The organism is Polaribacter sp. 2305UL8-11, assembly GCF_058147165.1.
This window is the reverse complement of sequence record NZ_JBYVJW010000016.1, coordinates 1-26115: the sequence shown is the minus strand read 5'-3', so window position 1 is coordinate 26115 and position 26115 is coordinate 1. Positions and strand designations below refer to the sequence as shown.

23 protein-coding genes are annotated in these 26115 nt (G+C 29.5%); 17 read left to right on the top strand and 6 right to left on the bottom strand.

The window, feature by feature from the left end; translation table 11 throughout:
• Position 1 precedes the first annotated feature (1 nt).
• Entirely contained in the window at positions 2–3544 is a 3543-nt protein-coding gene (locus ACY2RW_RS13920; protein ID WP_490123345.1) for an efflux RND transporter permease subunit, read from the top strand.
• Positions 3545–3614: 70 nt separating this feature from the next.
• The gene (locus tag ACY2RW_RS13915) at positions 3615–4094 is read left to right on the top strand and encodes a regulatory protein RecX (RefSeq protein ID WP_490123344.1); all 480 of its coding nucleotides are present in this window, start codon (positions 3615–3617) and stop codon (positions 4092–4094) included.
• A 61-nt stretch (positions 4095–4155) separates the two neighbouring features.
• Here the strand turns inward: ACY2RW_RS13915 and ACY2RW_RS13910 are convergent, their stop codons facing one another.
• Together ACY2RW_RS13910 and ACY2RW_RS13905 are read right to left on the bottom strand one after the other, a co-directional pair.
• Complete coding sequence (locus ACY2RW_RS13910) at positions 4156–4671, bottom strand: nuclear transport factor 2 family protein (RefSeq protein ID WP_490123343.1); 516 nt, start codon at positions 4669–4671, stop codon at positions 4156–4158.
• Positions 4668–5327: a hypothetical protein gene (locus ACY2RW_RS13905; protein WP_490123342.1), complete on the bottom strand. Its 660-nt coding sequence runs from the start codon at positions 5325–5327 to the stop codon at positions 4668–4670. The genes ACY2RW_RS13910 and ACY2RW_RS13905 overlap by 4 nt, the downstream gene beginning before the upstream one ends.
• Before the next feature lie 179 nt (positions 5328–5506).
• Between ACY2RW_RS13905 and ACY2RW_RS13900 the strand changes: the two genes are divergently transcribed.
• The 4 genes from ACY2RW_RS13900 to ACY2RW_RS13885 all read left to right on the top strand — a co-directional run bounded on the left by ACY2RW_RS13900 (position 5507) and on the right by ACY2RW_RS13885 (position 9404).
• A complete protein-coding gene (locus ACY2RW_RS13900) occupies positions 5507–6472 on the top strand; it encodes an NAD-dependent epimerase/dehydratase family protein (RefSeq protein ID WP_490123341.1) in 966 nt (321 codons plus the stop codon).
• Between the two features lie 61 nt (positions 6473–6533).
• Positions 6534–7145: a thioredoxin family protein gene (locus tag ACY2RW_RS13895; RefSeq protein WP_490123340.1), complete on the top strand. Its 612-nt coding sequence runs from the start codon at positions 6534–6536 to the stop codon at positions 7143–7145.
• 88 nt (positions 7146–7233) lie between these two features.
• The gene (locus ACY2RW_RS13890; protein ID WP_490123339.1) at positions 7234–7716 is read left to right on the top strand and encodes an ABC transporter ATPase; all 483 of its coding nucleotides are present in this window, start codon (positions 7234–7236) and stop codon (positions 7714–7716) included.
• 8 nt (positions 7717–7724) lie between these two features.
• Positions 7725–9404, top strand: a complete 1680-nt coding sequence (locus tag ACY2RW_RS13885) for an RluA family pseudouridine synthase (RefSeq protein ID WP_490123338.1) — start codon at positions 7725–7727, stop codon at positions 9402–9404.
• A 2-nt stretch (positions 9405–9406) separates the two neighbouring features.
• Here the strand turns inward: ACY2RW_RS13885 and ACY2RW_RS13880 are convergent, their stop codons facing one another.
• From ACY2RW_RS13880 to ACY2RW_RS13870, 3 genes are all read right to left on the bottom strand, one after another.
• Entirely contained in the window at positions 9407–9946 is a 540-nt protein-coding gene (locus ACY2RW_RS13880) for a hypothetical protein (protein ID WP_490123337.1), read from the bottom strand.
• Positions 9947–10073: 127 nt separating this feature from the next.
• A complete protein-coding gene (locus ACY2RW_RS13875; protein ID WP_490123336.1) occupies positions 10074–10592 on the bottom strand; it encodes a hypothetical protein in 519 nt (172 codons plus the stop codon).
• A gap of 274 nt (positions 10593–10866) precedes the next feature.
• Positions 10867–11559, bottom strand: coding sequence for a hypothetical protein (locus ACY2RW_RS13870; RefSeq protein WP_490123335.1), 693 nt, complete (start codon positions 11557–11559; stop codon positions 10867–10869).
• 150 nt (positions 11560–11709) lie between these two features.
• Between ACY2RW_RS13870 and ACY2RW_RS13865 the strand changes: the two genes are divergently transcribed.
• On the top strand, positions 11710–12666 hold the full coding sequence (locus ACY2RW_RS13865) for an L-threonylcarbamoyladenylate synthase (protein ID WP_490123334.1): 957 nt from the start codon (positions 11710–11712) through the stop codon (positions 12664–12666).
• Positions 12667–12673: 7 nt separating this feature from the next.
• On the opposite strand, the gene ACY2RW_RS13860 is transcribed toward ACY2RW_RS13865, so the two are convergent.
• Positions 12674–15352 carry a DUF5916 domain-containing protein gene (locus ACY2RW_RS13860; protein ID WP_490123333.1) on the bottom strand — a complete coding sequence of 893 codons (2679 nt, stop codon included), beginning with the start codon at positions 15350–15352 and terminating at the stop codon, positions 12674–12676.
• A gap of 201 nt (positions 15353–15553) precedes the next feature.
• On the opposite strand from ACY2RW_RS13860, the gene rplM reads away from it, so the two are divergent.
• From rplM to ACY2RW_RS13810, 10 genes are all read left to right on the top strand, one after another.
• Entirely contained in the window at positions 15554–16009 is a 456-nt protein-coding gene (gene rplM / locus ACY2RW_RS13855) for a 50S ribosomal protein L13 (protein ID WP_490123332.1), read from the top strand.
• Positions 16009–16395, top strand: a complete 387-nt coding sequence (rpsI, locus tag ACY2RW_RS13850; protein ID WP_490123331.1) for a 30S ribosomal protein S9 — start codon at positions 16009–16011, stop codon at positions 16393–16395. The genes rplM and rpsI overlap by 1 nt, the downstream gene beginning before the upstream one ends.
• A gap of 160 nt (positions 16396–16555) precedes the next feature.
• Positions 16556–17350, top strand: coding sequence for a 30S ribosomal protein S2 (rpsB, locus tag ACY2RW_RS13845; protein ID WP_490123330.1), 795 nt, complete (start codon positions 16556–16558; stop codon positions 17348–17350).
• Between the two features lie 25 nt (positions 17351–17375).
• Complete coding sequence (gene tsf, locus ACY2RW_RS13840; RefSeq protein WP_490123329.1) at positions 17376–18347, top strand: translation elongation factor Ts; 972 nt, start codon at positions 17376–17378, stop codon at positions 18345–18347.
• Positions 18348–18462: 115 nt separating this feature from the next.
• The gene (pyrH, locus tag ACY2RW_RS13835) at positions 18463–19170 is read left to right on the top strand and encodes a UMP kinase (RefSeq protein WP_490123328.1); all 708 of its coding nucleotides are present in this window, start codon (positions 18463–18465) and stop codon (positions 19168–19170) included.
• 93 nt (positions 19171–19263) lie between these two features.
• Complete coding sequence (gene frr, locus ACY2RW_RS13830; RefSeq protein ID WP_490123327.1) at positions 19264–19818, top strand: ribosome recycling factor; 555 nt, start codon at positions 19264–19266, stop codon at positions 19816–19818.
• Between the two features lie 229 nt (positions 19819–20047).
• On the top strand, positions 20048–22423 hold the full coding sequence (locus tag ACY2RW_RS13825; protein WP_490123326.1) for an efflux RND transporter permease subunit: 2376 nt from the start codon (positions 20048–20050) through the stop codon (positions 22421–22423).
• A 100-nt stretch (positions 22424–22523) separates the two neighbouring features.
• Entirely contained in the window at positions 22524–23960 is a 1437-nt protein-coding gene (asnS, locus tag ACY2RW_RS13820; protein ID WP_490123325.1) for an asparagine--tRNA ligase, read from the top strand.
• 24 nt (positions 23961–23984) lie between these two features.
• Complete coding sequence (rpoN, locus tag ACY2RW_RS13815) at positions 23985–25442, top strand: RNA polymerase factor sigma-54 (RefSeq protein WP_490123324.1); 1458 nt, start codon at positions 23985–23987, stop codon at positions 25440–25442.
• Positions 25442–26044, top strand: a complete 603-nt coding sequence (locus tag ACY2RW_RS13810; protein ID WP_490123323.1) for a hypothetical protein — start codon at positions 25442–25444, stop codon at positions 26042–26044. The genes rpoN and ACY2RW_RS13810 overlap by 1 nt, the downstream gene beginning before the upstream one ends.
• Positions 26045–26115: the final 71 nt, after the last annotated feature.

Here is a 26115-nt window from a genome sequence, read left to right as displayed (position 1 = left end):
AATGGCGAAGAAAAACAAACAAGTAGATAAAGAATTTAAACTTTCTTCTTGGGCAATAAATAATAAAACCACTATTTATGTCTTAATGTTTTTATTTCTTTATTTAGGAATTTCGGCATACTTTTCTATGCCAAGAGAAAATTTTCCTGAGATTAATGAAACAAAAATTTACATTAGTTCTGTTTACCCAGGTAATACAGCAGAAGACATAGAAAAACTTATTACAAACCCTTTAGAAGACAAACTAAAATCGGTTAGTAATGTAGTAGAAATCACCTCTACATCTCAAGAAGATTATTCTATTATTACAGTAGAATTTGATGAAAAAATTGATGTAGACAAAGCAAAACAAAAGGTAAAAGATGAAATAGACCAAGAAACAGCAGGTGAAGATTGGCCAACATTTAATGGTGCCAAAGTAACCCCAAATGTTTTTGAGCTAAGTATGTCTGAAGAAATCCCTATTCTAAACATAAATATTTCAGGTAATTACCCAGTTTCTAAGTTAAAAGAATATGGAGAATATTTACAAGATGAAATCGAAGATTTAACCGAAATTAAAAAGGTAGATATTCGTGGAGCGCAAGAAAAAGAAGTAGAAGTTGCTGTAGACATTTACAAAATGATGGCTGCAAAAGTTAGTTTTGATGATATTTCTAACGCCATAAATCGTGGAAATGTAACCATGTCTGCTGGTAATTTTATAACAAGTCAGCAAAGAAGAACTATAAGAATTATTGGTGAAATAGATAAACCATCAGACCTTGGAAACTTTGTAGTTAAATCTGAAAACGGAAATCCTATCTATTTAAAAGATGTAGCAGAAATCAATTTTAAAGATAAAGACAAAACAACGTATGCAAGAGAAAATGGAGAGCCTGTTGTAATGTTAGATGTTAAAAAAAGATCTGGAGAAAACATGGTTGCTGCTGCAGATAAAATTGGTAAAATTGTAGAAGAAGCAAAACAGAATTATTTTCCACAAGATTTAAAAGTAACCATTACAAACGATCAATCTCCAAAAACTATTGGTCAAGTAGACGATTTGGTAAACAATATCATCTTTGGAGTTATTTTAGTAGTAATTGTTTTAATGTTTTTCTTAGGTTTTAAAAACGCCATTTTTGTTGGTTTTGCAATACCTATGTCTATGTTTATGTCTTTAATGATATTAAGTTTATTTGGACAAACTTTAAACACAATGGTACTTTTCGGCTTAATTATGGGGCTTGGAATGTTGGTAGATAATGGAATTGTGGTAGTTGAAAACGTCTATCGTTTAATGGATGAAGAAGGCATGAGCAGAGTTGAAGCCGCCAAAAAAGGAATTGGAGAAATTGCATTTCCAATTATCATTTCTACCTTAACAACTGTTGCAGCATTTGTTCCTTTAGGTCTTTGGCCAGGAATTATGGGTCAATTTATGATGATATTACCAATTACACTATCTATTGTATTAGGTTCATCATTATTTGTGGCAATATTTTTTAACTCGGTGTTGGTTTCTCAATTTATGAGTACAGAAGATAAAGACATGCCATTAAAAAGTATTATAAGACTAACCAGTATTATGGCTGTTTTTGGGTTGTTAATTTTCTTTTTTGGAGGAGAATATAACGCTTTAGGAACTTTAATGATTTTTACAGCAATAATGTTATGGGTGTATAGATTATTCTTAAGAAAAGCTGCTAACTATTTTCAGAAAAACACCTTGGTTTCATTAGAAAATTGGTATGGAAAACAATTAAAAAAAGCTTTATCTGGCTGGACACCTTATGTATTAATTGTTGGTACTTTTGTTTTATTATTTATTGCTTTTGCAGGTTTTGGTTGGTCTGTAGGAGAACAAAGAACAAAAATTGAGTTTTTTCCAGATAACAAACCCAACCAAATTATTGTTTATATAGAATATCCTGAAGGAACAGATATTGAGAAAACAAACCAAATTACCAAAGAAATTGAACAAAAAGTGTATGGTGTTTTAAACCAAGACACTTACACAGATGGAGATTATAATTTTTTAGTAGAAAGTACAGTTTCTCAAGTAGGTGAAGGTGCAGGAAACCCACAAACAGATGGAGGCTCTTCTGCAGAAATGCCTCATAAAGGAAAAATTACAGCTTCTATGCGTGAGTATAAGTATAGACGTGGAAAAGACAGTGAAATTCTTCGCCAAAAAGTACAAGAAGCTTTGGTTGGCATTTATCCTGGAGTTTTAATTTCTGTTGAAAAAGATGCGAACGGACCACCTGCAGGTGCTCCAATAAATATTGAATTGAATGGTGAAGATTACGAAGAATTAATTTTTACAGCAGAAAGAATGCGAGATTATTTAAACACGCAAAGTATTTCTGGAGTAGATGAATTAAAAATAGATGTAAACAAATCAAAACCAGGGATGCAAGTTTTAGTTGATCGTAAAAAAGCAGGAGAATTAGGCGTTTCTACTGGGCAAGTTGGACAACAATTAAGGGCATCTATCTTTGGAAACAAAGCAGGTATTTATAAAGAAAATGGCGAAGATTACGATATTTATGTACGTTTTAATAAAAACGATAGATATGATAAAAGTGCGGTTTTTAATCAAAAAATAATCTTTAAAGATCAAGCTTCTGGAAAAACTAAAGAAATTCCTGTTTCTGCAGTAGCTTCACAAACCAACAGTTCTGGTTTTAGTGCCATAAAACACAAAGACGTTAAACGTGTTGTAACTGTATACTCTGCATTATCTCCTGGAGAAACAGATGCAGGAGCAGTAGTTGCAAGGATTCAAAATGCAATGAAAAGTTTTAAAAACTTACCTAAAGGGATTAAAATAGACTATACAGGTCAAATTGAAGAACAAAACAAACAAATGACATTCTTAATGGGTGCATTTTTTACAGGGTTAATGTTGATTTTCTTTATTTTAATTTTCCAATTTAACTCGGTTTCTAAGCCAGGTATTATCATGTTAGCCATCTTTTTAAGTTTTATTGGAGTTTTTGGAGGTTTGGTTATTTCTGGAGCGCCTTTTGTTATTATGATGACTATGGTTGGTATTATTGCTCTTGCAGGAATTGTTGTTAATAATGGAGTAGTACTGTTAGATTATGCACAATTATTAATTGATAGAAGAAAAATACAAGATGGAGTTGCGCATGAAGATTATTTACCCTTAAATAGTTTATTTGAGTCTGTTGTAAAAGCAGGTAAAGCACGTTTAAGACCAGTTTTATTAACAGCAATTACTACTATTTTAGGATTAATTCCGTTAGCAATTGGTTTAAATATCAATTTCTTTACACTATTTAGTGAGTTTGATGCTAACATTTATATGGGTGGAGATAACGTTATTTTCTGGGGACCTTTAGCAAAAACAGTTATTTATGGTTTGTTAATTGCAACTTTCTTAACATTAATTGTAGTGCCTGTTTTATTCTTTTTAATTACAAAGTTTAAAATGAGAATTAAGGGACAGTTACCTCATCAACTAGAAAAAATTGAAAATACAGAATTGGTATTTAATATGGATAAAAGGTTGGATGAAAAAAATCAAATCTAATTTTTAATTGATAGCGAATAAAAAGGGTTGAAATAAAAATAATTTCAACCCTTTTTGTATGTTTGGAACTATGTTCGATAAAAAGAAAAAATCTTTTACGGTTGATGAAATTAAACGTAAGTTAGAAAACTATTGCGTTTATCAAGATAGATGTCATAAAGACGTAGAACAAAAAATGCGAGAATTTGATTTAATACCAGAAGCAAGAGAAATAATTCTTTTAAGTTTGATAAAAGACAAGTTTTTAAATGAAGAACGATTTTCTAAAAGTTTTGCGCGTGGAAAATTCCGAATTAAAAATTGGGGAAAACAACGAATTGTTAAAGAACTTAAATTTAGAGATATTTCTGCTTATAACATAAAAACTGCTTTAAAAGAAATAGACGAAACTGAATATATTAAAACCATTTACACAATTACAGAAAACAGAAATGAAGTAATTTCTGAACCTAATATTTACAAAAGAAAGAAAAAATTAATTGACTTTTTAATGCGAAAAGGTTTCGAAAATGAATTGATTTACAAAGTGGTAAATGAAGTTGTCTCTTAATTTTTAAACCAATAAAGTTAGAACTCTTATTAGATTTTAGAGCAAAGAAAAAATTTCAAAATTATTCTTGATATTTCCTTAAAAATAATGAGTCGTTCTTTTGCTTAGCATTTATTACAGCTTTAATATCATCATTGGGTATTGCAACAGACAATACATACTGTTTTATTTGCCAAGCATTGTTCTTTTTCTCTAAAACACCAGAACCTCTACAGGTTCCCATCCAAGTATTTAAAAGTTCATCAAACCAAACAAAATCTCCAGTTTCATTAACATATATATTTCGTTCTAAAGTTTTAAAATCCCAAGCTTTTCCTCTGTCAAAATAAGGTTTGCTAAATGCAGAAAATTGTTTTTTTGTCCAAATCTCTTCAGCAGCTGTACCAATATAAACAGAATTACTGTCTAATTTTGTAAAATAATCATTGTAATTTGCATCTGTAGCTGCTTTGTGCCAATTTGTAATAAAAGTATCTATTTTATTCTTAATCAATTCTTTATCAACTTCTTTCTTTTTTGAAATTACACAGCTGTAAAAAAATAAAATTCCTAAAATTAAAAGTAAAATTTTTCTCATTGGTCTGGTCTTTGATTTTTTAAAGTAGGTTTGCTTTTTATTCTTTTTAACTGCTCTTGTTTTTTTAATTTATCTGCTTTTAACTTATTAACTATGGCAGACCTAGTTAAGGTGTCTATTTTTGTAGAATCTAAACCTATAAAGTTAAAATCAAAATCTACTTCATCTTCAAATCTTTTTTTAGACAAAATGGTATTAATTTTAGAGTTTATACTAGAAAAAGTGTGTAAGGTTTTATCTACTTGTAAATTAATATCATTTGCAGTTGCTGCAGGTATAAATGTTAGATCTGCAAGCCTTAATGTTTCATTATAAAAAACATTAATTCTAGCATTTAAAGAGGGCATTTCAAAAACCTTTGGCTTTACACTGTCTTTTAAAACTTTTGTCAAATCTCTTAATTGCAAAGCATTTACAAGTGCCTCCTTAGGAGAAATTTTTTCAAATTTTTTTAAAAAAGATTTTACAGTTTCTAAAGTTTCCCAATTTTCTATATCCTTTTTAAAAATAGATGAGACTGGTATTATTTTTTGATGCTGCTTCTCAATACTTAGTGTTGGTTTTTCAATAGAATTGTTTGCGAAAGCATCTTGTTTATTTTCTTTACAAGAAAATAAACAAACCAAAATTAACAATACATAAATGCTGTTTTTCACGATACAGAAATAAAAAGTAAAAATACATATTTTAAAAAGATATTTGTAAATTTTAATAAAACACTAACAAATAGGGTATTTAAAAGCTATTTTTTAATAAATATTTATTTAAAAGATTGTTTTTTACGAATACCAAAAATAAGTACCTTTGTTTTTGATAATAATCCATTTTTATTAAAATGATGCCAAAGTTATTGATTTTAGGTGCAAGTGGACAAATTGGGACAGAGCTTACCCAGAAACTTCGCAAAATATATGGTTCTGAAAACGTAATTGCTTCTGATATTAGAGAAGGAAACTCAGAAATGACAAAGTCTGGACCTTTTGAAATAATAGATGCTACAGATAAAGAAACAATTTTAAAAGTAATTAAAAAGTACGATATAACTCAAGTTTATTTATTAGCAGCAATGCTATCTGCAACTGCAGAAAAATTTCCTCAAAAAGCATGGGATTTAAATATGAGCTCTTTGTTGGCAGTTTTAGATTTAGCAAAAGAAAAACATATAAAACAAGTTTACTGGCCAAGTTCTATAGCCGTTTTTGGCCCAACAACTCCAAAAGAAAATACACCACAAAAAACCATTATGGAACCCTCTACAGTTTACGGAATTAGCAAACTTTCTGGCGAGTTTTGGTGTAATTATTATCATGAAAAATTTGGTGTAGATGTAAGAAGTTTGCGTTATCCTGGCATTATTTCTTGGAAAACAAAACCTGGAGGAGGCACCACAGATTATGCTGTAGACATTTATTTTAAAGCAATTGAAACTGGTAAGTATGAATGTTTTTTATCTAAAAACACAAGACTACCTATGATGTATATGAAAGATGCTGTAGATGCAACCATACAATTAATGCAAGCTCCAACAAATACCATAAAAATAAGAACAAGCTACAACTTAGCTGCAATAAGTTTTACTCCAGAAGAAATTGCTTCAGAAATAAAAAAACACATTCCAAATTTAAAAGTTATTTACAAACCAGATTTTAGGCAACAAATTGCAGATAGTTGGCCACAATCTATAGACGATTCTAGTGCAAAAAATGATTGGAAATGGCAACATCAATATAACTTATCTTCTATGACACAAGATATTATTACCAACTTAAAAAAAGAACTCTCCAAAACAAATTCTCTGTAAGTTATTAAAAAATTTTCGTCTATTTATAAGTTAATAAGAAAACCCTAACAAGACACCAAAGATGAAAGAAATTATTGAAAAAAGTTTAAAAAACACATATACCTACCAAGAATATAGAACGTTAGTAAGCAATTTATTAGCAGAAAATAAATCTACAGGACATGAACAATCTGATGCGTTAACAAATTACAGCCTTTTAAACGATAGAAGAATGAAACGTTTAGATAAGACTATAAAAATTAGCGATGAAACTGTTTCTGAAATTCAGAAAATTAAAGATAACCAAACTTGGTTAGTTCTTACAGAAGGTTGGTGTGGAGATGCTGCTCAAAATTTGCCAGTAATTAGTAAAATTGCTGATGCAAATGATAAGATTGATTTAAAATTGGTTTTAAGAGATGACAATGAGGCTTTAATGAATCTTTTTTTAACAAACGGAGGTAAATCTATACCTAAATTAATTGCCCTAGATAAAGACAACAATGTAATAGATACTTGGGGACCAAGACCTACAACAGCCACAAAAATGGTAGCAGATTACAAAGCAAAAAACGGGAGTTTAGATGCCCAATTTAAACAAGATTTACAGGTTTGGTACAACAAAGATAAAGGGGAAGATGTACAAAAAGATTTTGTCCAAATCTCCAAACTTGCAAATGCCAAACAAGTATAAATTTATAAATTTTACCATTATAAAACCGCAAACAATTTTAAGTTTGCGGTTTTTCTTTTCTGTATCTTTGCCAAGAAATTTACTCTAAATGTTAACAGAATATTCTTTAATTCCTGATGATGCTAAGGTTTGGATTTATCCTTCTAGCAGAAAATTTTATGCCAATGAAATTGAAGTTTTAGAAAACAAAATAAAAGATTTTGTCTCTAACTGGAAAAAAGATGATGAAAATTTTAAAGCTTCATACCAATTTTTATACAACCGATTTATAATTATTTTTGCAGATGATGAAAAATCGCCTTTAACAAATGCAGATATAGACACCTCAGTTTCTTTTATTTTACAACTACAGCAAGAATATGAAGTTGAATTACTTGATAAAATGAACGTTTGTTTTAAACAAGGTGAATTTGTACAGTATAAACAACTTAAAGATTTTAAAAAATTATTAAAAAACAAAGCAGTTACTGCTAAAACCATCATTTTTGATAATTTAATTACTACCAAACAAGATTTTGATAACTTTTGGGAAGTTGCTATAGAAGATAGTTGGTATAGTCGTTTTTTATAATTCTAGTTTTGAAAAATCCAATACATTTTCATTATTTTAAAACGGATATTTCCAAAGAAATAATTCCTAAAAAATTTACATTTCCTTTTTATTATCAACCCCATTCTTTAGCAAAAATTGCAGCCAAAGAATTGCAAGATTATTTAGAAACACAAACAGACTTTAAACACAATTTTGGTTTTAACACACAAAACTTAGAGACTCCTATTGGTAAAATGTTTGGAGTTTTAGTAGTTAAAAACAAACAAGATGAAATAGGTTATTTGGCTGCTTTTTCTGGAAAATTAGCAGATAACAGTTTACCCAAAAAGTTTGTACCTTCTGTATTTAATATGCGAATTGAAGGCAGCTTCTATGTAAAAGGTGAAGCAGAGATAGACGCAATTAATAATCAATTATCTATTTTAAAAAAAGATAAAAATTATATTGCTTTAAAAAAAATAAAGCAAAAATTAGATGCAGAAATTTTTGCGGATTTAGAGATTCAGAAAAAAAAATTAAAAATTGCTAAAATTGATAGGAAAAAACAAAAAAAAGAGGCTATAGCAACTTTAAATGAAAGAGCATTAAAAGAAAAAATAGAAAAATTAAAGCAAGAAAGTTATAATGACCAATTTTTCTTTAAAGAATTACAGGAATACTATCAGCAAAAAACAGCAAAAATAAATTCTAAAATTTCTGTTTTCGAAAATAAAATTACATCGTTAAAAAAAGAGAGAAAACTAAAATCTAATTTTTTGCAAGAGGAATTGTTTAGAAATTATGCTTTTCTAAATCAACAAAAAGAATTCAAAAACTTGCTGGATATTTTTAATAATCCAAAAATAAAACCTCCTGCAGGTTCTGGAGAATGTGCTGCTCCTAAATTATTAAACTATGCTTTTGCTAACGATTTAAAACCAATAACAATGGCAGAATTTTGGTGGGGAATTTCTCCAAACTCAGCCATTAGAAAACATAAAAACTATTATCCTGCTTGCCAAAGTAGATGCAAACCTATTTTAGCACACATGCTAAAAGGTATAAAAATGGATAAAAATGTATTGATTCAAAATTTATCTAAAGAAAAAAAAATAAAGATTATTTATGAAGATGATGTTTTAATTGTGGTTCATAAACCAACTGAATTTTTATCTGTTCCTGGAATAGAAATTAAAGACTCTGTGTACACAAGAATTAAAGAAAAATACCCAACTGCAACTGGCCCATTAATTGTACATAGATTAGATATGTCTACCTCTGGTATTTTAGTATTGACAAAAACAAAAGAAAGTCATCAATTTTTACAAAGTCAGTTTATAAACAGAACCGTAAAAAAAAGATATGTAGCTTTATTAGATGGAGTTTTAACCAATAAAAAAGGAAGTATTTCTTTACCCTTAAGAGTAGATTTAGAAGATAGACCCAAACAATTGGTTGATTTTAAATATGGAAAAACAGCAAAAACAAATTGGGAGGTTATTAAAATAGAAAATAATAAAACAAAAGTATATTTTTACCCAATTACTGGTAGAACACATCAACTAAGAGTACATGCTGCACATAAAAATGGCTTAAACACCCCTATTTTTGGTGATGATTTGTATGGCAAAAAAGAAAACAGATTGCATTTGCATGCAGAATTTATTGAGTTTTTGCATCCTAAAACAAAAGAAAAAATAAATTTTACTATTGATGCTTCTTTTTAATTTTAAAAAAAAGAAAAACCAAAACCGAAAGAAAAACTATCTAATCTGTTATTTTTAAAACCCACTATTCCTTTCCTGTGAAAATCGATTCTAAAAATAGTATTCCATCTTTTTTCTCCAGCAACTTGAATACCTAAACCAATTCCATAATAATTACCATCTGGATATTTAGAAGATGGTGTCCACATTCTACCATATCTAAACTCTACAAAGTGATTGCTGTCATCTTTTTCTGTAATATTGTATCTTAAACCTCCATAAATAGGAAAAGCATCTACAGCATAATTCCAATGAAAATCATACCCAGAATTAAAAGAAATGGCAACTCTTTTTTTAAATTCATATCCAAAACCAATCCTAAAAAACAATGCAGCTGGCACAATTAATGAGCCATTATCGTCATCATTTCCAATTTGATAATTTTCATTAATACCTAGTGTAAAATTTACATCTCCTGTAAAAAATGGTCTTCCAAATTTTTCTTGAGAAATAGATGTTTGAACAGTGCTGAAAAAGATAATTATAAGTAGTAGTTTTTTCATTATGTAACTTTTGAGTTGTTACTTTTCGAATCAAAAACTATTCCTTTTTAAATTGTTTCTTAACTATTTTAAAAACAAAAAAGGATAGATTTAAAATCTATCCTTTTTTTATGATTTCTTTTAAATACTATGATTTGTATTTATCTATTGTTTCTTGTAACTCTTCACGTAAATCATCAAATTTTTCTATTAATTCTTCTAAATTTTGTTTTACGTTTTTAGCTGGTTCGTTTTTTTCTGCTAATAATTTCTTGTAATCTTTTTCTACATCATCTATATCTTCCATCACCTCTTCATTTTTTAACCAAGCAGGAATTGTGTTTCTTAAACTAGCAATAGTTCCGCTTAAATTCTCTATACGTTCTGTAGAGGTTTCAAATTTTAAATCTTCTATATCTTTTAATTCTTTATTTGCAATGTTAAAACCATCCCAATCATCAAAAGATAAAAAACCATCATCACTCATATTATAATTAACATAAGTACCGTTTTCTAATTTAATTTGCATTTTTTTTGCTTCGCTCTTAATTTCAGTTTTAACTTCTTCTAATTTTTCTTCTGCTTTTTCTTTCTTTGTTTTGTCACAAGAAACAAATAGTAAACTTGTAATTGCTAAAACTGCTGTCATTTTTTTTATCACTTTCATAATATAGTTTTTTAGTTCGATACAAAATTAAATGAATAAGAAAATTCTGTTTAACGCAAATGCATCTATTCTTAACTCTTTAAATTAAAAAAAGCAAAAACTTTAATCCACAAAAAAAGAGGCTGTCTGAAAAGTATTAAAATTTGTCATTTCGACTGTAATGGAGAAATCTTATTTACTCAAAATCAATTACATAGATTTTTCGACTTCGCTCAAAATGACAGATAAATTAACTTTTCAGACAGCCTCTTGCTTCTTTTTCAATAAAAAAATATTATTTCTTCTCAACAATTTTATCTAATTTTTTTATTTCTTCATTGTACTCTTCTATAGCAGCATTTATTTTTCCTTTAGAATATTCTTCCATAAATTCTTCTATAGCTTCGTTATGAATTTTTACATATTTATTTACAGTTTCATCTAACTCTTCTCTTAAATCGTCAAATTTTTCTGTAACTTCTTCTAAGTTTTCTTTCATCTCTTTTTCAGATGCATCTCCATCTTCTATCAATTCTTTATATTCTTTCTGGATATCTGCAACATCTTCCATTACTTCTTCGGTTTTTAACCAAGCTGGTATTGTATTTCCTAAATTTGCGATTCTGTAATTTAAATTTTTAATTCGTTGAGCTGTGGTAATGTAATTTGATTTTCTCATCTCTTCTAATTCTGCATTTACAACTGTATAATCTGCCCAATCATCAAAACCAGCAATACCTTTGGCATCTAAATTATACACTAATGCAGTACCATCTTTCATTTTATATGTACGTGTTTTTACTTTGTTCTCTTCTTCTGAATTTTCTAATACTTTATTAGTATCTGTATTAGAATTATTACTAACAACCTCTACAACCTCTTCTTTATTTTCTGTAGTTTTCTTTTTTGCATTATCACAAGAAACTAATGTAAAACTAGATATGGTTAATGCAGTTGCAAATAATTTAATTGATTTTATAGTTTTCATAAATAGGTATTTTATTGTTTTATGCAAAATTATATGAACAAGAAAGTATTTTTTAGCGCAAACAAAATTTGTTTTAACTCTAATAAGTTTTAAAATTTATTTTGTTTTTTACATAATATCATATTTATACGTAGTTTTGCAAACTAATTTATGAGCATCATTTCTAAAGACATACAAAAAGCAGTTCAACTTTTAACTAATGAAGATTTAGTTGCTATACCTACAGAAACTGTTTACGGATTAGCAGGAAATATCTTTAGCGAAAAAGCTATAAAAAATATTTTTTCTACAAAGAAACGCCCTTTTTTTAATCCGTTAATTGTTCATATTCCCTCAGTTGATTCTTTAAATGATATTGTAACCTATATACCTGAAAAAGCAAAATTATTAGCAAATGCTTTTTGGCCAGGTTCTATGACATTGGTTTTAAAGAAGAATGTAAAAATACCTGATTTAATAACTGCAGGAAAAGATACTGTTGCTGTTCGAGTTCCAAATCATCCTGAAACTTTAGCATTGTTAAAGCAAATTCCTTTTCCTTTAGCAGCACCAAGTGCAAACCCTTTTGGGAGTATTAGCCCTACAAAGCCAGCACATGTAGAACGTTATTTTAAAAATGATATAAAAATGGTTTTAGATGGTGGGTCTTGCAAAAACGGAATTGAATCTACAATTATTGGTTTTGAAAATGAGCAACCAATTATTTATAGGTTAGGTGCTTTGTCTTTAGAAGATATAGAAGCTGTTGTTGGTAAAATTTCTATTAAAAACAAAAAAGAAGATAAACCAGATGCTCCAGGAATGTTAGCAAGACATTATGCTCCTAAAACTAGAACTTTTTTGGTTGATGATGTTTTAGCTGAAATTAAAAATCATCCTAATAAAAAAATTGGTGTACTTGTTTTTCATCAATCTTTAAAAAACACTTCTTTGGCTGAAATTGTTTTATCTAAAAGTAAATCATTGCAAGAAGCTGCTTCTAATTTATATAGTTCTTTACACGAATTAGATCATCAAAATTTAGATGTTATTATTGCAGAACGTTTTCCTGAAAATGGCTTAGGAAAATCGATTAATGATCGTTTACAACGTGCTACGTTTAAATAATAAAATATTACCTCACAAATCTATAAGTAGCTTTTATTAAAAAGGTGTCTTGAGCTGGTGTATTAAAAACTTGTGTTCTTACACTTTGCGTAAGAGATTCAGTAAAATCTTGTGAGCCAGATGAGCCTCTAGCCCAAACAAAAAAGAGTTCTGATCCTGGTATGTACTCCCATCTTACAACTAAATTTGTTTGTAATTGTACGAAAGAAAAATCGGGTCTTGCAAATGCATAATCTGGATTTCCGCTGGCATTTTCATCAACTAAATATCCTCCATTTGGATAGTCATATTCTAATTTACCATCATTATTTTTATCTATTGCAATTGGTTGGTTTGTGTAAGAAATTTGATTTTGATTGTAAAAATTAACTCTATCATTAATAGAGTTTGCCACAGAATTATTTACAAAATTAAATGCGGAATAACGTCCTCTAGATATAAATGGTTGCCCATAAAACTGTATAGAAAAATTGGGGTTTATACTATAATTTAATCGTAATGTGGTTGTCCAACTATCGTTTTCTATATTTCCTAAAATGTATCTTTTTAAACTACCAAAGTCTGTGGTTGTAACATATTGTGTTCTGTCTGAAGTTTTTTCTAACTCATTGCTTAAAGACAAACTAAAAGAATCGAAAGGTTGGTAGTTCATTCTAAAAACATATCTATTTCTATCAAAAACATCTTCATCGCTTCTTACTAAAACATAACCTAAAGTAAAACTAAATTTTTTACTTCTATCAGAACCAAAAAATGAAAATAAAAATTTATCATCTGCTGCTCGCCAACGAGGGCCACCTCTTAAAAATGAATTTCTGTGAATTTGGTTACTTGCACCCATTCCTACTTCTGTAAACCAGTTATTTTTCCAATTCACATTTCCTTGTAACTCATAACGAAATCTGTTTAAGTTTCCTCCAAAATCATAGTTAGAAGATTGCTCTAAACTTACTCTTATGTCTCTATAAATACCTTTTGGTACTTGCCACAAATATCTTGCTGCTGCAAACTGAATCATTTGATCTGTGCTTCTTAAAAAACCAACATCATTTAATTCTAGCTCTGGTGATCGCCAGATAAAACCTCCATTATATCTCCAATTTCCTCCACCTTGTTTACCAAGTTCTACTCTACCTCCTGTTCCTGTTAAAGAAGTTCTTGTTGGGTCTAACTTTATATAATCTGCATCTGGTCTTTGAAATAACCTAGCAATTGAAGTCTGTGTATTTAGAATGGCTTGTTCACTTCCTGTAACATGACTCATAATTGTATTTCCTTCTACATAAAAATCTCTTTTTCGCCAAGTATGTCTAAAGTCGATACCTCCTGTGTACGCTGCTTTGTGTAATTCAGAAAAATTACCATTTAAATTTCTATTTGTTGCCGTAAAAATTCCACCCAAATAAGAATTTCTTTCATTAAAATCTTTTTGAGCTCGTGTTACAAAATAGTTGGTTAATGGCTCTACAATTTCCTCTCTTGTAGTACCATCTGTTTGTCTTATTTCTGCAAATTCATTTGCTGTAACACTTTCTAAAACACCAATAGACCAGCCGTTTTTAGTCTTTCCAGAAAATTTTGCAGCACCTAAAATTGTTGAATTTTGTGGTACGTTTGCAAATTCTCCATTAGTTAAATTTGCATTTCTATGCGGATTTCTACCAATTCTTCTACTGTAAAAAAGGTTGTCTCTCCCATTTGCAAATTCAAAATCGAAAATATTTTTATTTTCTACAAAAAAAGGTCTTTGTTCTCTAAAAAAAATCTGAAAACCATCCAAAGCAATGGCTCCAGGATCTGCTTCTACTTGCCCAAAGTCAGGATTTATTGTAAGATCTAAGGTTAAATCGTTGGTAATTCCAATTTTCGCATCTAAACCCCCATTAATTTTAAAATCGTTACCATCTCTAAATGGATTATTTCCTTCTTTTTGATAGGTATCATATTGTAAAACTATAAATGGTTGGATTTCTAATTGTTTTTGAGATTTTAAATTTTTTAACCCATGTAACTCTCCTGCTTCGCTAATAAAACCTGCTTGTTCATTGGGTATTCTTTGCCAAAGAGATCGTTCTTGCAATCTAAAAATAGTTCTATTTACATTAAATCCCCAAACTTGTTCTTTAGCTTTTCCAAAACGTAATTGACTAAAAGGAATTTTCATTTCAACAGTATATCCTTTGTCATCTACTTTTGCGTTTGTATACCAAATAGGGTTCCAACTATCATCCCAATTATTACCATTTTGAGTGGCTATTTCTTCACCTTTTACACCTGCTGCAGTTGTTGTAAAAACAAAAGCAGTTCTTTTATCATGATAACTATCTATAATTACGTTTACTCTATCTCCAGCAAAACCATCTCTTCTGGTTAATCTTTGTTCAATCAACTCTGGGTTATCATCTAGTGCTCTAATCGCAACGTATAAATACTTATCATCATACATCACTTTAAATTTTGTTTGATGTGTTGGTGGTGTTCCTTCATCAGGATTTTTCTCAGTAAAATCTGAAGACCATTCTACCACGTCCCAAGCATCTTCAGAAATAACCCCATCTATAATTGGAACTTTTTTGAGTTTTTTTGTAGTATAAATTCTTTTAGGGACAACTTCTGTTGATTCTTGTGCGTAATTACTAATCGAAATAGAAAAACACACCAATAAAATTGGCAAACTAAGCTTCATAAATTTAGTTGATTTATCAACACAAAAGTACTTTTCTATTTTCTTAAGGATATGTTAATAATGAGAATCATGTTTTAACATTTACAAAAAGTAAGAAAATAACTAAAACACTATTTGTCAATCAAATAAATCTCCTTACATTTGCACTCCTTTTTTAAGGAAAAAATAAATTATTCATAAACAAAAACTAATAGTGTAATTATGAACACATTAAGTTACAAAACAGTATCAGCAAACGCAGCTACCGTAAACAAGGAGTGGGTTTTAGTTGATGCGGACGGGCAAACGTTGGGTCGTCTAGCTTCTAAAGTAGCAAAGCTAATTAGAGGTAAATACAAACCAAATTATACTCCTCACGTAGATTGTGGAGATAACGTGGTTATTATCAACGCAGAAAAAATTAACCTTACAGGAAACAAGTGGAAAGACAAATCTTACATTCGTCACACAGGTTACCCAGGAGGACAAAGATCGCTAACTGCTACAGAAATGTTTGAGAAAGATCCTACAAGATTAATCGAAAAAGCAGTAAAAGGTATGTTACCAAAAAATATTTTAGGTAGCGCTTTATACAGAAACTTGTATGTATATGCAGGTTCAGAGCACAAACACGCAGGTCAAGAACCTAAAACTATTAACATTAACGATCTTAAATAATGGATACAGTTCACAAAATAGGTAGAAGAAAAACTGCTGTTGCACGTATTTATCTTACTGAAGGTAAAGGTAACATTACAGTTAACAGAAAAGATTATAAAAGTTACTTTACAACAGGAACTTTACAATATAAGGTACAACAACCATTAATGCTAACAGAAAACTTAACTTCTTACGATATTAAAGTAAATGTTTATGGTGGTGGTGTAACAGGACAAGCAGAAGCTATTCGTTTAGCAATTACAAGAGCTTTAGTTTCAATTAACGAAGATCATAGAGCAATCTTAAAACCAGAAGGATTACTAACAAGAGATCCAAGAATGGTTGAGCGTAAGAAATTCGGTCAGAAAAAAGCACGTAAGAAATTCCAATTCTCTAAGAGATAACATATGTATTGTCACCTTGAGCGCAGTCGAAAGGTCTCAATATTTTGTCAGAGAACTGTTATATAAATTTAATATTAAACAGTTTAGTATCTAAATGATTAAGACTCGAAAGACTACTTAATCATTGATTTCAAAAACAGAAAGTAAACACATTTTAAAAATGGCAAACGTAAACATTCAAGAATTATTAGATAGTGGTGTACACTTTGGACACTTAACTAGAAAGTGGAATCCAAATATGGCTCCATATATTTATACAGAAAGAAATGGTGTACACATCATAGATTTGTATAAAACAGCAGCAAAAATAGAAGAAACTTCAGAAGCTTTAAAAAAAATAGCAAACTCTGGACGTAAAATTTTATTTGTTGCAACAAAAAAGCAAGCAAAAGATATTGTTGCAGATAAAGCAAAAGCAGTAAATATGCCATACATCACAGAAAGATGGCCTGGAGGTATGTTAACAAACTTTGTTACTATTAGAAAAGCTGTTAAAAAAATGGCTCAGATTGATAGAATGAAAACTGATGGATCTTTTGATGCACTATCTAAAAGAGAAAAATTACAAATTAACCGTCAAAGAGAAAAATTAGAAAAGAATTTAGGTTCTATTTCTGATATGACTCGTTTACCAGGTGCGTTATTTGTAATCGACATCAAAAAAGAACACATTGCTGTTGCAGAAGCTCAAAAATTAAATATTCCAATTTTTGCAATGGTAGATACAAATTCAGACCCAAGACAGGTAGATTTTGTAATCCCAGCAAATGATGACGCTTCTAAATCTATAGATAAAGTACTATCTTTTGTAACAGATGCTGTTGCAGAAGGTTTATCAGATAGAAAAGCAGACAAAGAAAAAGTAAAAGAAACTAAAGAAGCTACTGCTCCAAAAGCAGAAAAAAAAGCAACTAAAGTTGAAGTTACAGAAACTCCTGCTGAAGAAACAAAATAATTATAATCGTTAAAAAATAGATAACATGGAAACAGTAAAAATAAGTGCTGCTGATGTTAAGAAATTAAGAGAAGCTACTGGAGCAGGAATGATGGACTGTAAAAAGGCATTAGTAGAAGCTGCTGGAGACTTTGATAAAGCAATTGATATTTTACGTAAAAAAGGTCAGAAAATTGCTGCAAAAAGAGCTGATAGAGAATCTACAGAAGGTGTTGCAGTAACAAGAATTAACGATGCAAAAACAGAAGGTGTTGCTATTGTTTTAGCTTGTGAAACTGACTTTGTTGGAAAAAACGAATCTTTTGTTGCTTTAGGTGGTCAATTTGCAGACATCGCTTTAAATTACGACAGTAAAGAAGCTTTTTTAGCTGCTGATTTTGATGGAATGAGTGTTGCTGATAAATTAGTTGAACAAACTGGTGTTATTGGTGAAAAATTAGAAATTACTGCTTTTGAAAAAGTAGAAGCTGCTTATGTAGGTGCATATACTCACATTGGTAAAATTGCTGCTTTAGTAGGTTTATCTGCTGTTGTAGATAATGCTGAAACTTTAGCAAAAGATGTTGCAATGCAAGTTGCATCTATGGGAGCTACAACTTTATCTTACAAAGATTTTGATCCTGCTTATGTTGCTGCAGAAACTGAAGCAAGAATTGCTGTGATTGAAAAAGATAATATCGAGTTAGGTAGATTAGGTAAAACATTAAAAAATGTTCCTCAATTTATTTCTAGATCTCAATTATCTGATGATGTTTTAGCAAAAGCTGAAGAAGCTGCAAAAGCTGAATTAGCTGCAGAAGGAAAACCAGAAAAAATCTGGGATAGAATTTTACCAGGAAAAATGGAAAGATTCATTTCTGACAACACCACTTTAGATATGGAACAATGTCTTTTAGATCAGGCTTTTATTAAAGATGAAAAGAAAAATGTTGCTGAGTATGTAAAGACTTATGGAGACGTAGAAGTATCTACTTTTAAAAGAGTTACTTTAGGATAAATTTTCCTTTAAAATTATATTTTTAAAACCTCGCAAATTGCGAGGTTTTTTTGTTTTCCAAAAAAAAGCAAAATCAAAAAAAAAACGTAATTTTGCACAACTTTCAAAACATACTATGCAATACAAAAGAGTTCTTTTAAAATTAAGTGGAGAAGCATTAATGGGCGATAGACAATATGGTATAGACCCAAAACGTTTAGCTGAATACGCAAAAGAAATTAAACAAGTTGTAGCTAAAGGCATAGAGGTTGCCATAGTTATTGGTGGTGGAAATATTTTTAGAGGAGTTGCTGGTGCAGCAAATGGTATGGATCGTGTACAAGGAGATCACATGGGTATGTTAGCCACTTGTATAAATGGTTTAGCTTTACAAAGTGCATTAGAAGATGAAAACGTGCATACCAGATTACAAACAGCTTTAGAAATTAAAGAAGTAGCAGAACCTTATATAAAAAGAAAAGCAAATAGACATTTAGAAAAAGGTAGAGTTGTTATTTTTGGAGCAGGAACAGGAAACCCCTATTTTACCACAGATACAGCAGCAGTTTTAAGAGCTATTGAAGTAAACGCAGATGCTATTTTAAAAGGAACAAGAGTAGATGGTATTTACTCTTCTGACCCTGAAAAAAATAAAGACGCTGTAAAATTTGAAAAAATTACCTTTAAACAAGTTATTGAAAAAGGCTTAAAAGTAATGGATATGACAGCATTTACATTAAGCGAAGAAAATAATTTACCAATTATTGTATTTGATATGAATACACAAGGAAATTTACTAAAACTACTTTCTGGTGAAAAAATTGGTACTGTTGTTGATGTTTAATTAAAAAATGCTATTCAAGATTATTTCTTGAAAGAATATATAAAATGTCATTCTCGGAAAACGAGAATCTAAATCTTTTAAAATTTACTAAAGATGAACGAAGAAATTGAATTTATTTTAGATACTGCAAAAGAAGCAATGAATAATGCCATAGAGCATTTAGTAAAAGAATTACGCTCTATTAGAGCAGGGAAAGCAACACCATCTATGCTATCAAATGTAATGGTAGATTACTATGGATCACAAACCCCATTAAGCCAAGTAGCAAACATAAACACTCCAGATGCAAGAACTTTAAGCATACAACCTTGGGAAAAAAACATGTTGCAAGAAATTGAAAAAGCAATTCAAATTGCAAACTTAGGTTTAAACCCAATGAATAATGGTGATTTAATTATGATTAATGTACCACCCTTAACAGAAGAAAGAAGAAAAGGTTTATCAAAACAGGCAAAAGCAGAAGCAGAACATGCAAAAGTAGGTATTAGAAATGCTCGTAAAGATGCAAATAACGATATTAAAAAAACGGATGTTTCTGATGATATGAAAAAAATCGCAGAAGAAAATGTACAAACTCTTACAGATACTTTTGTAAAAGAAGTAGACGAGAAGTACGCTGTAAAAGAAAAAGAAATAATGACGGTTTAAAACAACCAACATAACAAAAATAGGCTGTCTGAAAAGTTAATTTATCTGTCATTTTGAGCCTTTCGTCTTCGCTCAAGACAGGCTTTGTCGAAAAATCTATTTAATTGATTTTAAGTAAATAAGATTTCTCCATTACAGTCGAAATGACAAATTTTAATACTTTTCAGACAGCCTCTTTTTGTTTAAAAACACTTCTACAAAATAACTACCTTTGCATAAATTTTTTTAAATGAATTTCTGGACAAAAGCTGCTGGCATTATCTTAAGAAACCGTTATTTGGTTTTATTAGGAATCGCAATAATTACTGGCTTATTAGCTTCACAAATAAAATATATGAAGTTTTCATATACAGAAGCCAACCTACTACCAGAAGATCATGAAGCAAATTTACAATACAATCAATTTTTAAAAATTTTTGGAGAAGAAGGTAACTTAGTTATTCTTGGTATAAAAGACAGCACTGTTTTTACGCCTAAAAAGTTTAATGCTTGGAACAATCTAGTAAAAAAATTTGACGATTTAAAGGAGATTGATTTTACAGTATCTATTGCAGATGTTCAAAAATTAAAAGTTGATAGAAAAAAAAGGAAATTTGTTTTAGAACCTCTGTATGAAGAAAACCCTAAAACTTCAAAAGAAGTTAATGCCATAAAAAAACAACTTTTCGAAAAATTACCTTTTTACGATAATTTACTGTATAACAAAGAAACAGGAACTTTACAAACTGCTATTTACATAAAAAAAGAAATTATAAATACCCCTGTAAGGAGAGATTTTATTTTTAATACTTTAATTCCGATAGTAGAAAACTTCGAAAAGGAAAATAATTTAGATGTTCGAGTTTCTGGAATGCCATACATTAGAACATTAAATGCACAAAATATACAAGATGAAATTGGCATATTTGTAGCAGGTGCATTGGTGATAACCGCATTAATTTTCTTCTTCTTCTTTCGTTCTTACAGAGCCACATTTATAACTTTATTAGTAGTTATGATAGGTGTTATATGGGCCTTTGGTTTTATAGGATTATTTAGATATGAGATTACAGTTTTATCAGCCTTAATTCCACCATTAATAATTGTAATTGGTGTACCAAATGCTGTTTTTCTAATTAATAAATATCAACAAGAAATTAAAAAGCATGGTAACCAAGCAAAATCTTTACAACGTGTAATTGCCAAAATTGGGAACGCCACTTTAATGACCAATATTACAACTGCATCTGGTTTTGCAACCTTTGTTTTTGTAAAAAGTAATTTGTTAAGAGAATTCGGAATTTTAGCCTCAGTTAACATTATTAGTATTTTTATTCTGGCACTTTTAATTATTCCTATTATTTACAGTTTTATGCCATTACCCAAGAAAAAACATTTAAATCATCTTGAAAAAAGATGGATTGAAAATGTAGTAGACTGGATGGAAAGAATGGTTAAAAACCACAGAATTACTATTTATTTTGCAACTGTAATTGTAATTATTGCAGGTATTATAGGTGTTTATCAAATTAAAGTTTCTGGTAGTTTGATAGAAGACATGCCTAAGAGCGAAAGTTTTTATCAAGATATTAAGTTTTTCGAAAGTGAATTTGGTGGTATTATGCCATTAGAAATTTTAATAGATACTAAAAAAGAAAAAGGTGTCATGAAACTCTCTACCTTAAAAAAGATGGAAGAGTTGAATGAGGCTATTGAGTCTTTTCCTGAGCTTTCTAAACCAATTTCTGTCACAAATTTAGTAAAATACTCTAAGCAAGCTTATTACAAAGGAAATCCAAAATACTATCAATTACCAACTGGTCAAGAACAAAGTTACATTTTTGCATACACCAAAAATTCTAATAGTGATGCTGGCATGCTAAAGAATTTTGTAGACTCTACAGGACGTTATGCAAGAATAACTACGTTTATGAAAGATATTGGTACCGATAAAATGGACATCATTCAAGAACGATTAAAAACTGTCATTGCCAAAGAATTTCCATCAGATAAATATGAAGTTTCACTTACAGGAAAAGCACTTGTTTTTATAAAAGGGACCAATTATTTAATTAACAATTTAGTAATTTCTCTATCCTTAGCAATTTTATTAATTGCCATTTTTATGGCTTGGATGTTTAGATCACCTCAAATGATTTTTATATCATTAATACCTAATATGCTTCCATTATTAATAACTGCTGGCTTAATGGGATTTTTTGGAATTCCAATAAAACCATCTACAATTTTGGTATTTAGTATCGCATTTGGTATTTCTGTAGATGACACTATTCACTTTTTAGCAAAATACAGACAAGAATTAATTGCTAATAAATGGCGTATAAAACCCTCTGTTTATGCAGCTTTAAGAGAAACTGGTGTTAGTATGTTTTATACTTCTATTGTATTGTTTTTTGGTTTTTTAACCTTTACACTTTCTAGTTTTGGAGGTACTATAGCCTTAGGTGGCTTGGTTTCTATAACACTACTTTTAGCAATGGTTTCTAACTTATTATTGTTACCTTCTTTACTATTAACTTTCGAGAAGAAAATTGCCAATAAAAAAGTATTTAAAGAGCCTGCAATGAAAATTTTTCCTCCAAAAGAGGATAAAAAAGAACTATAAATTTTATCTTTTTATTGACGTTTCTTTCATTGCTAATCTTACAGCAAAAAAGTATCTTTACCTTTTTATTTTATTATTTATTTTAATACTATTTATAAAGATGATGAAGACAAGTGTTGCAGAAATTTTAAAAAATGATGCATTATTATTACAAGAAATACAATTAAAAGGATGGGTTAGAACTTTTAGAAGCAATCGTTTTATTGCTTTAAATGATGGTTCTACCATAAACAATATACAATGTGTTATCGATTTTGAAAACACACCAGAAACAATTTTAAAAAGAATAAATACAGGAGCTGCTCTTGCTGTAAAAGGTACTTTAGCAGAAAGTCAAGGTAAAGGACAATCTGTAGAAATTCAAGTGTCTGAAATAGAAATTTTAGGCGATTCAAATCCAGATGAATATCCAATTCAGCCTAAAAAACATAGTTTTGAGTTCTTACGTGAAAATGCACATTTAAGAATGAGAACAAATACTTTTAGTGCAGTAATGCGTGTGCGCTCTAAGCTATCTTTTGCTGTACATAAATACTTTCAAGAACGCGATTTTAATTACGTAAATACACCAATAATTACTGGCTCTGATGCAGAAGGTGCAGGAGAAATGTTTAGAGTTACTACTTTTAAAGACAATGAAGCTCCACTTACAGAAGATGGTAAAATAGATTACACAAAAGATTTTTTTGGTAAAGAAACCAACTTAACAGTATCTGGTCAGTTAGAAGCTGAGGCTTATGCAATGTCTTTAGGAAAAGCCTACACTTTTGGACCAACTTTTAGGGCAGAGAATTCAAATACTACTCGTCATTTAGCAGAATTTTGGATGATAGAACCCGAAGTTGCTTTTATGGATTTAGATGGTAATATGGATTTAGCAGAAGATTTTATTAAATATGTAATTAACTACGTTTTAGAAAATTGCATGGATGATTTAGCCTTTTTAGACCAACGTTTAACACAAGAAGAAAAAAGCAAACCACAAGCACAAAGAAGTGAAATGAGTTTGCTAGAAAAATTAAAATTTGTTGTAGATAATAATTTTAAAAGAGTTACTTACACAGAAGCCATAGATATTCTAAGAAATTCTAAGCCAAATAAAAAGAAAAAATTCCAGTTTCCAATAAACGATTGGGGCGCAGATTTACAATCTGAACACGAACGTTTTTTAGTAGAAAAGCACTTTAAATGTCCAGTTATTTTGTTTGATTACCCAGCAAATATAAAAGCATTTTATATGCGTTTAAATGACGATGGAAAAACGGTAAGAGCTATGGATGTACTTTTTCCAGGTATTGGAGAAATTGTGGGAGGATCTCAAAGAGAAGAACGTTATGATGTTTTAGTAGAAAAAATGAAAGCTTTAGACATTCCTGAAGAAGAGTTATGGTGGTATCTAGATTTGCGTAAATTTGGTACTGCAGTGCATTCTGGTTTCGGATTAGGCTTTGAACGTTTAGTGCAATTTACTACAGGAATGGGTAATATTAGAGATGTTATTCCTTTTCCAAGAACACCACAAAATGCCGAATTTTAAAACAAAATTTGTATCTTTAAATCTATGCTAAAACAAAGTTTACAATATAAACTCTTACAAAAATTATCTCCACAACAAATTCAGTTGATGAAGTTAATTCAATTGCCTACACAAGCTTTTGAAGAAAGATTAAAACAAGAAATTGAAGAAAATCCTGCTTTAGATACTGGTAAAGATGAATCTGATTCTTATGATGAAGATCTATCTAATGAATTTGATGACACAGGAACCGAAAAAATTGAAGCAGAAGACATTAATATTGATGAATATTTGAGTGATGATGAAATACCCAATTACAAAACTCAAGCTAACAATTATTCCTCTGATGATGAAGAAAAAAACGTGCCTTATGCAGCAGGAACAAGTTTTCATCAGTCTTTAAAAAACCAGTTAAATACCTATAATTTTGATGATGATGAAAAAGCCATTGCAGAGTTTTTGGTAGGTAGTATAGATGATAGTGGGTATATAAGAAGAGATATTTTAGATTTAGTAGATGACTTGGCATTTACAGCAAACGTATTTACAACAGAAGAAAAAGTAATAGCCATCTTAAAAAATGTTATACATATTTTAGATCCTATAGGAGTTGGAGCAAGAGACTTAAAAGAGTGCTTAATTATTCAATTAAAAAGAAAAGATAAAACAAAAATTAGGAGTTTAGCTATCGAAATTCTTGAGAATGCTTTTGATCATTTTGTGAAAAAACATTACAAAAAATTACAAGAAAAATTTAATATTTCAGAAGCAGAATTAAAGGAAGTAAATACAGAAATTTCTAAATTAAATCCTAAACCTGGTAGTTCTTATGCTGGTAATAATAAAATTGCAGAGCAAATTGTGCCAGATTTTTCTATCAAATTAATTGATGGGAAATTAGATTTAACGTTAAATTCTAGAAATGCTCCAGAATTGCATATTTCTAGAGAGTATAACAATATGCTTAAGGGTTATCAAGAATCTAAAATAAAAAATAAATCTCAAAAAGATGCTGTCTTTTTTATCAAACAAAAATTAGATGCTGCAAAATGGTTTATAGACGCAATTAAACAACGTCAGCAGACACTTTTAATTACTATGAATACGATTATGCATTATCAGTATGATTATTTTTTAACGGGTGATGAACGTAAGTTAAAACCAATGATTTTAAAAGATATTGCAGATAAGATTAATATGGATGTTTCTACAGTTTCTAGAGTTGCAAATAGCAAATATGTATCTACACCTTATGGCACAAAATTAATTAAAGAATTCTTTTCAGAATCTATGAAAAATGATCAAGGAGAAGATGTATCTACTAAAGAAATTAAGAAAATTTTAGAGACCGTAATTACAGAAGAAGACAAAAAGAAGCCTTTAACTGACGAAAAATTGGCTAAAATTTTAAAAGAAAAAGGATACCCAATTGCCAGAAGAACTGTGGCTAAATATAGAGAACAATTAGATTTACCTGTTGCACGTTTACGTAAAGAAATTTAGTGAAGTTTCATAAAATAATATCTACAATTCTACATCCTATAGTTATACCCACTATTGGAGTGTTGCTATATTTTATTTTTATACAAACTAATTTTAATAGTAATCAAAGACTTGCTGTACTGGGTCTAATATTTGTAACCACATATTTAATTCCCTTATTTATTTTAATTCTTTTTAAAAAAATTAAAATAATAAAATCCTTTCAAGTAGAAAGTATAAAAGAAAGAAAGGTGCCTGTTGCAGTTATGATAGTGCTTTTCTATTTATTAGGAAACACATTAAGTTCTATTTCTAATTTATCAGATTTAGGACTACTATTTTATGCAACATCTTTGGGTTTAGTTCTAATTTATATATCGTTTTTTTTTAAGCTTAAAGCAAGTTTACACTTATTATCTTTAGGTATTTCTACGAGTTTTTTTATTGTTTTAGGACTGATTTACTCAAGTTCTTTTGTTCCTATAATTGTAATTGCAATTTTATTATCTGGCTTATTAGGCAGTTCTAGACTATATTTAAAAGCACATACAGTAAAAGAAGTTTACGTTGGTTTTTTTTATGGATTTATAGCTCCATTTATAATCTATTATGTTTTATGGTAATGTGGTAAAAAATGGTTGGTAATTTTTACATCAAGATTTGTTATATTCCCAAAGTTAATTTGAACAGGACA

Coding starts and splice junctions, on each gene's coding strand:
- ACY2RW_RS13920 (WP_490123345.1), top strand. CDS start 2: ATGGCGAAGAAAAACAAACAAGTAGATAAAGAATTTAAACTTTCTTCT.
- ACY2RW_RS13915 (WP_490123344.1), top strand. CDS start 3,615: ATGTTCGATAAAAAGAAAAAATCTTTTACGGTTGATGAAATTAAACGT.
- ACY2RW_RS13910 (WP_490123343.1), bottom strand. CDS start 4,671: ATGAGAAAAATTTTACTTTTAATTTTAGGAATTTTATTTTTTTACAGC.
- ACY2RW_RS13900 (WP_490123341.1), top strand. CDS start 5,507: ATGATGCCAAAGTTATTGATTTTAGGTGCAAGTGGACAAATTGGGACA.
- ACY2RW_RS13895 (WP_490123340.1), top strand. CDS start 6,534: ATGAAAGAAATTATTGAAAAAAGTTTAAAAAACACATATACCTACCAA.
- ACY2RW_RS13890 (WP_490123339.1), top strand. CDS start 7,234: ATGTTAACAGAATATTCTTTAATTCCTGATGATGCTAAGGTTTGGATT.
- ACY2RW_RS13880 (WP_490123337.1), bottom strand. CDS start 9,946: ATGAAAAAACTACTACTTATAATTATCTTTTTCAGCACTGTTCAAACA.
- ACY2RW_RS13875 (WP_490123336.1), bottom strand. CDS start 10,592: ATGAAAGTGATAAAAAAAATGACAGCAGTTTTAGCAATTACAAGTTTA.
- ACY2RW_RS13870 (WP_490123335.1), bottom strand. CDS start 11,559: ATGAAAACTATAAAATCAATTAAATTATTTGCAACTGCATTAACCATA.
- ACY2RW_RS13865 (WP_490123334.1), top strand. CDS start 11,710: ATGAGCATCATTTCTAAAGACATACAAAAAGCAGTTCAACTTTTAACT.
- ACY2RW_RS13860 (WP_490123333.1), bottom strand. CDS start 15,352: ATGAAGCTTAGTTTGCCAATTTTATTGGTGTGTTTTTCTATTTCGATT.
- rplM (WP_490123332.1), top strand. CDS start 15,554: ATGAACACATTAAGTTACAAAACAGTATCAGCAAACGCAGCTACCGTA.
- rpsI (WP_490123331.1), top strand. CDS start 16,009: ATGGATACAGTTCACAAAATAGGTAGAAGAAAAACTGCTGTTGCACGT.
- rpsB (WP_490123330.1), top strand. CDS start 16,556: ATGGCAAACGTAAACATTCAAGAATTATTAGATAGTGGTGTACACTTT.
- tsf (WP_490123329.1), top strand. CDS start 17,376: ATGGAAACAGTAAAAATAAGTGCTGCTGATGTTAAGAAATTAAGAGAA.
- pyrH (WP_490123328.1), top strand. CDS start 18,463: ATGCAATACAAAAGAGTTCTTTTAAAATTAAGTGGAGAAGCATTAATG.
- frr (WP_490123327.1), top strand. CDS start 19,264: ATGAACGAAGAAATTGAATTTATTTTAGATACTGCAAAAGAAGCAATG.
- ACY2RW_RS13825 (WP_490123326.1), top strand. CDS start 20,048: ATGAATTTCTGGACAAAAGCTGCTGGCATTATCTTAAGAAACCGTTAT.
- asnS (WP_490123325.1), top strand. CDS start 22,524: ATGATGAAGACAAGTGTTGCAGAAATTTTAAAAAATGATGCATTATTA.
- rpoN (WP_490123324.1), top strand. CDS start 23,985: ATGCTAAAACAAAGTTTACAATATAAACTCTTACAAAAATTATCTCCA.